Annotated in this window: 1 protein-coding gene; it reads left to right on the forward strand. The window is 39.4% G+C overall.

Annotated elements, in window-relative coordinates:
- The coding region (locus tag DDE80_RS15875; RefSeq protein WP_153060956.1) for an RNA-guided endonuclease InsQ/TnpB family protein at positions 1-376 on the forward strand (376 nt) is incomplete at both ends.

Consider the following 376-nt stretch of genomic DNA (forward strand, 5'->3'; position numbering starts at 1 on the left):
GGTGAGAAAGCCAATTACCCACGTTTTTATCGACAATCATTAGACAAATTAGCAAAAGAACAACGCATCCTATCTCGTAGAAAGAAAGGTTCTGCACGTTGGGAAAAACAACGTTTGAAAGTGGCTGAACTACAAGAAAAAACAGCCAATCAACGTAAGAACTTTCTACACCATCAATCAAAAGAATTGGCATCAACCTATGACGCTGTTATCATCGAGGACTTGGACATGAAAGGAATGTCTCAAGCCCTTCACTTTGGTAAAAGCGTTCACGACAATGGTTGGGGCATGTTCACTACATTCTTATCGTACAAGCTAAAAGAACAAGGGAAACAGCTCGTGAAAATTGATAAATGGTTCCCTTCGACTAAAAAAT

It is taken from the genome of Metalysinibacillus jejuensis (assembly GCF_003057615.1).
GTDB classification, from domain to species: domain Bacteria; phylum Bacillota; class Bacilli; order Bacillales_A; family Planococcaceae; genus Metalysinibacillus; species Metalysinibacillus jejuensis.